Source organism: Enterobacter sp. IF2SW-B1 (assembly GCF_001743375.1).
Taxonomy (GTDB): Bacteria; Pseudomonadota; Gammaproteobacteria; order Enterobacterales; family Enterobacteriaceae; genus Enterobacter; species Enterobacter bugandensis.
Window position 1 is genome coordinate 1 of the sequence record NZ_MJAA01000020.1, and the last position, 6,003, is coordinate 6,003.

The 6,003-nt window shown below is 48.4% G+C and carries 6 protein-coding genes; 4 read left to right on the forward strand and 2 right to left on the reverse strand.

From position 1 onward, the window contains the following. Positions 1-306 (reverse strand): family 1 glycosylhydrolase (locus tag A6013_RS23455; protein WP_139128243.1); only part of this gene is annotated, 306 nt, incomplete at its 3' end. A gap of 383 nt (positions 307-689) precedes the next feature. Further along, on the reverse strand, positions 690-1,460 hold the full coding sequence (locus tag A6013_RS23460) for a helix-turn-helix transcriptional regulator (RefSeq protein WP_083264131.1): 771 nt from the start codon (positions 1,458-1,460) through the stop codon (positions 690-692). A gap of 84 nt (positions 1,461-1,544) precedes the next feature. On the opposite strand from A6013_RS23460, the gene A6013_RS23465 reads away from it, so the two are divergent. From A6013_RS23465 to A6013_RS23480, 4 genes are all read left to right on the forward strand, one after another. Continuing rightward, positions 1,545-2,750, forward strand: coding sequence for an MFS transporter (locus A6013_RS23465; RefSeq protein WP_083264132.1), 1,206 nt, complete (start codon positions 1,545-1,547; stop codon positions 2,748-2,750). Between the two features lie 38 nt (positions 2,751-2,788). Further along, complete coding sequence (locus A6013_RS23470) at positions 2,789-3,424, forward strand: DUF1349 domain-containing protein (protein ID WP_023345584.1); 636 nt, start codon at positions 2,789-2,791, stop codon at positions 3,422-3,424. Between the two features lie 389 nt (positions 3,425-3,813). Continuing rightward, complete coding sequence (locus A6013_RS23475; protein WP_048291888.1) at positions 3,814-5,688, forward strand: beta-glucoside-specific PTS transporter subunit IIABC; 1,875 nt, start codon at positions 3,814-3,816, stop codon at positions 5,686-5,688. A 9-nt stretch (positions 5,689-5,697) separates the two neighbouring features. Then, positions 5,698-6,003, forward strand: a 306-nt coding sequence (locus A6013_RS23480) for a family 1 glycosylhydrolase (protein WP_139128242.1), incomplete at its 3' end; no start/stop codon positions are given.

Sequence of the window (6,003 nt, forward strand, 5' to 3'; positions counted from 1 at the left end):
ACCGGCTTCATTCGGGGTCTGCTCATCACCCTGTGGATAGATGCGTGCCCAGGCGATGGAAACGCGCAGGCAGGTAAACCCCATCTCGCTGAAGAGTTTAATGTCCTCCGGGTAGCGGTGGTAAAAGTCGATGGCCACGTCCTTGATGCTGCTGACGCTCCCGTCACGTTCCACCACCTCGCCGAAGATACCTGCGGGCTGAACGTCCGAGGTGGACACCCCTTTGCCGTCCTTGTCCCATGCGCCCTCAACCTGGTTTGCGGCAATTGCTCCGCCCCAGTAAAAATTATCCGGGAACACTGTTATTGTGAAGTGTTTATTCGCTGTATCTGACATTTTAGCTAACCTGTATACTAGGGCTGGAATAAACATATAATGCTTAAGGACGGTCCAATAGAGAGAAAATCGTTATGTATTATGAGAAGGCTTCATTTTGTCTGAATGGATTCATATAACAACTTAATATCCTGCACCTTCCTGTAAACCCTGCCATGATAAAAGGTTAATCGTATTTAATTTAAAATGCCTGAACGCAGAGTCATTTTTTCCAGTTCTGTCAGATCCTGATTATAATTTGTCGTTTATTCGATGTATCTGCATGAAAGGGAAATAGCGAATAAAAGAGTATCTATGGTCCCGCCCTGACGGAGCTGAAATGGAGCCAGACCGTTCTGTTCATATGAATCTGGTTATGAGAAATATTTAGATGGCGTGGTACCAAACATTGCCTTGAAAGCAGCAATAAAGCTTGAAGCAGACTCATAGCCTGACTCCAGCGCGACATTCATGACACTCTGGCCATAAGCCAGACGTTCCAGCGCAAACAGCATTCGATGCCTCTGTCTCCAGGCTCCGAAGGGAAGATTTGTCTCTTGAGCAAAAAGTCGTTCTATCGTTCTTCCGCTAGCTCCTGCTTCTCTGGCCAGGTCGTGCAGCGACCGTCGTGATCCCGGGTCGTGCTCCAGTAATTTTATTAAGTGGATGGCTCTGGGATCTTTCGGCTTGATCAGTTCCAGTGATGCGAGCTGTAAACCTGAAAGACTGCCTACCAACACCTCTGCCAGTCGGTGACTGTGACTATTTTCATCATAGGTCCACCCCATTTTTGCACACGTCATGATGAGCTCCCTGACCAGGTTGCTCACTTCAATCACGCAGCAGTGTTCAGGCTTATCCATGGAAAAAAAAGCGGGAGAAATATACAGAACAAAGAGCGAGGCTGGCTTCTTGGTTTCAACATAATGTTCAGTACCGGCATCAATCCAGAGTGCCCTGCTGGGTGGAAGAACCCACTCGCCGACATGTGTTTTGATGTGAATGACGCCCCGGGAGGAAAAAATTAACTGGTGGCGCGCATGAGTATGCTTTTCAAGAACATCAGCCCCCCATTGTTCTGGCTGACCTACCAGAGGCGAGATAGCGAAATCTGGATTCATAGTGTTTTGGCGTATATTAGACATAATTTGTCATCCTATCTGAATCATGACACGCATGCTACTGGTATTTTTTAGGTTGTTTTTACACCGTCGCACAGGGCGTATCAGATGAAAAGTAGTGAAGAAATGATATCAGGGAAAGGAAATGAGCTGGCTTATTCAGCAGACAATATTAAGTTCACAGAACTCACGGACGCAAAACTTGCCACCAGACTGGCATTCTTTATCGCTGGTTTTGGGCTCGCCTGTTGGGCTCCCCTGGTACCCTTCGCCCAAAGCCGTATGCAGGCGGAGCCCGCTCTTTTGGGTGCCGTATTGTTATGTCTGGGTCTGGGGGCATTAATAGGGATGCCTGCTGCCGGTGGCATTTCTGCTAAAGCCGGCAGCCGGATGGTCATCATCATGGGTGCTGTGGGTATTGTGGTTGCTTTACCCCTTCTTGCCCTGCTTTCCACCCCCCTGGGAATTGGTGCTGCACTTTTCTTATTTGGCCTTTCGATTGGTGCGACTGATGTAGCAGCCAACATTCACGGTTCTGAAGTTCAGGATCGGGCGGGTATGCCTTTAATGTCAGGATTTCATGGTTTTTACAGCGTTGGAGGGCTTGCCGGCGCTGTGGTTATGACTTTGCTGATTGCCACGGGATTACACGTTTTTGTGGCATCGATGATCGCAATATTTACGATACTGATATGCCTCTCAGTTATCAGAAACAAGTTCCTCAGAACAGTTACGGTTAACGAGGCGCCATTATTTGTACTTCCTAAAGGTAAAGTGATTGTGGTAGGCCTTCTGGCAATGGTGATGTTCCTGGCAGAAGGTGCGATGCTTGACTGGGGTGCATTGCTCCTGATTCAGGAAAAAAGTTTACCGGCAAACATAGCAGGATCGGGGTATGTTGTCTTTGCGGTGGCGATGACATTAAGCCGCTTCGTCGGTGACAGGCTCGTCTCACTTGCAGGAGAGCGCTGGGTACTGACTCTGGGTGTAATATTTACGGCGATTGGACTTTTGGTTATTTCACTGTCCTCAACCGTTGCCATCGTCTTTGGTGCGATTGCGATAGCGGGCTTTGCTGCCGGTAACGTGGTGCCTATTTTGTTCACGCGTGCAGGCAAACAGGATTCAATGGCCCCCTCTCTGGCTATCTCCGCTGCAAGCATGCTGGGATATCTGGGGGTGCTTATGGGGCCTGCTGCGGTCGGGTTTATTGCACATTATACAGGACTGGCCAATGCGTTTTGTTTCCTGTCCGCCCTGGTCATGCTCTTTTCCCTGACCATCATCCCTATTTTCTCTGAAAAAAAAATGTAGATCATTAAAAATTAATAGAATATATGAAAGGAATAGCTATGAACCATCTTTCACATGACAACATTAGCCTCTTACAGCCGTCAGAAGGCTCCGTTTGGAACATTGATACGCTATCCCGGAAGATAGCCGTTAGGGCATTGCCGTACAGTGATATTTTCATCGATCCGGGAAGGGGCACAAGCCAGGTAACGTCTGCAAGCCGGTGTAATGCAGCAACACTTTTACGTCCGGCTCCTGGCGGAGACTTTCAATTTCGTTCAACGGTAAAAGTCGAATTCGGTAACACCTTCGATGCCGGCGTGTTGCTTCTTTACGTTAACGAAAGATCATGGGCGAAGTTGTGCTTTGAATATTCACCCGAACGTGAACCCATGGTTGTCTCTGTGGTGAACAACGGATATACCTCTGATGATGCCAATGCTTTTACCGTCAGTGGACAGGAAGTGCATTTACGGATCTCCCGCAAAGATAATGTATTTGCCTTCCATGCTTCGCTGGATGGTCAAAAATGGATATTTGTGCGCGCTTTTCCCCTTGATGTGCTGAACGACGCGGAACAGATTTTACACATAGGGTTCGAGGCACAAGCGCCTAACGCCTCCGGATGCGAAGTAGAATTCTCTGATTTCGCCCTCGTTTCAGGAAATGTTCCTGATTTCCGTAGCGGAAAATAGAGAACCGGATTTCAGAGTGAATGCAGGGCATACCGGTAAAAACATATCATGTGGTCCCGCCACCTCACTTTTACCCTGCATGCTAATAGATCTGTATAAATAAAGCCTCATATCATATGAGGCTTTATTTTTTGCTATCTGTATATTTTACGACGATTGATATCGGTAATCCGCCATACTGCATTTCTGCTATTCATATGAACTCAGGCACGGTGTATAACATTTTTGAGGATACAATTAGATATCTGGAAACCCCAGTTATTTATACATTTCTCAGACGAATTTTTAGAAACTGGATTGTTACTGCGTTTGCAGGCAAAACCTACTTCAGACCAGTATTATCTGGGCGGAGTGGGTTTTTTTTTGCTTTTTGAAAGGTAAATGTCCCTATGAAATATCAGTCACTTGCTGAATTTATAATTAACCGGGTCGGCGGCCCGGAAAATATTAAAAGTTTGACCCATTGCGCAACAAGGCTTCGCTTTCAGTTAAGAAAATATGATGTTGTTCTGAAGGATGATTTGAGCAACCATCCAGAGATTATTATGGTGGTAGAAAGCGGGGGCCAACTCCAGGTGGTTGTGGGTAATAATGTTTCTGAAGTTTATAAGGCTATCGAAGCTACAGGCATTACGGATGAGACTGATCTAGCTGCAGGGAGCAGCGACGAGGCAGTCATAAAAGAAAATATCTTTAACAGGCTGATTAATGTGGTTTCGGGGATTTTTACCCCTTTTCTGGGGATCCTGGCCGCTTCCGGGATTATGAAGGGGCTGCTAGCCCTTGCTATCGTTTGCGGAATTACGACTGAGTCGAGCGGAACCTACAAAATACTGGCGGCAGCTGGTGATGCCCTGTTTTATTTCTTCCCTCTCGTGCTGGGTTACACTGCAGGCAAGCGTTTTGGCGGGTCGCCATTCCTGTCGATGGCGATTGGCGGCGCACTGATGCATCCGGCAATGATAGCGGCGTTCGACGCTCAGTTACAGCACGGCGCGTCAGTTGATGCCTTCCTCGGAATTCCCGTCACTTATATTAATTATGCCGGCTCGGTTATTCCGGTCATATTTGCTGCCTGGCTCAGTAGTGTGGTGGAGAAATTCTGTAATAAAATTCTCCCTTCAGCGGTCAAAAACCTCTTCACCCCTCTGATAGCGCTTCTCATCGTCGTTCCTGCTGCGTTCCTGCTTATTGGACCGCTCGCTACCGGCCTCAGCCACCTTATGGCAAATGCGTTTCTGGCCGCTTATGAGTTTGCGCCTGCTTTAGCGGGTACGATCATGGGGGGACTGTGGCAGGTCTGCGTCATGTTTGGTCTGCACTGGGGTCTTGTCCCCATCATGATCAACAACATCAGCGTGTTAGGCCATGATATTATGCAGCCATTACTGGTACCGGCCGTGGTAGGCCAGTTGGGCGCAGCGCTGGGTGTGTTCCTGAGAACCCAGGATCCAAAATTGAAAACTCTTTCGGGTTCGGCAGTCAGCGCGGCCATTTTTGGTATTACGGAACCTGCAGTATATGGTGTTAACCTCCCAAACCGACGGCCATTCATCTTCGGCTGCACGGCCGGAGCCATAGGCGGGACAATAGTCGGAGCATTCCACGGTAGTATCTATTCTTTCGGTCTGACCAGCTTCTTCACTCTCGCTCAGATGATCCCACCTACCGGTATGGATATGACCGTGTGGGGGGCCATAATCGGCACGGCCTTATCGCTCGTGCTTTCTACCTTACTGACCTATTTCTTCGGTTTACCGGCATCAAAAGAATCGCCAAGTGCTAACCCAGGTATCGCACCAGAAACAGCAGAGATCGTTATTCTCTCTCCGCTACAGGGGAAGGTTATTGATATTGCCGAAATCCGCGATCCGACCTTTGCCAGTGGCCTGCTGGGTAACGGAGTGGGGATTATTCCAACCTCCGGTAAAGTTATTGCGCCCTTTGACGGAGTTGTGTCGTCAATATTTAATTCCCGACATGCTATCAACCTGGTCAGTAATGATGGTGTGGAACTGCTGATCCACGTCGGGATCAATACCGTAAATCTCAAAGGTGAAGGTTTTACGGCACATGTAAAAACGGGTGATTCGGTAAAAGCCGGTGATCTGTTGATTGAATTTGATCTCGATTTTATTCAAAGCGCAGGATGTCTGCTGGACACGCCGGTATTAATCAATAACAGCGATGAATTCAGGGCAGTACATCTGGCAGATAAACAGACTGTTTCATATGACACGGTATTGATGACAACGATTAAGTGAGGAAGATTCATGAAAAAATTCCCGGATAATTTTTACTGGGGCGGGGCAATTGCCGCAAACCAGGTCGAGGGTGCATGGGACAAGGACGGCAAAGGGGTGTCCACCTCGGACGTTCAGCCCGCAGGTATCTTCGGCGAGGTGGTGGAACGTGACGGGAGCGTCAGCGGCATCAAGGACGTGGCCATCGACTTTTACCACCGCTACCCGGAGGACATTAAACTCTTCAGCGAGATGGGGTTTACCTGCCTGCGCGTTTCCATCGCCTGGGCACGCATCTATCCACAGGGTGATGAGCAGACCCCGAATGAAGCCGGT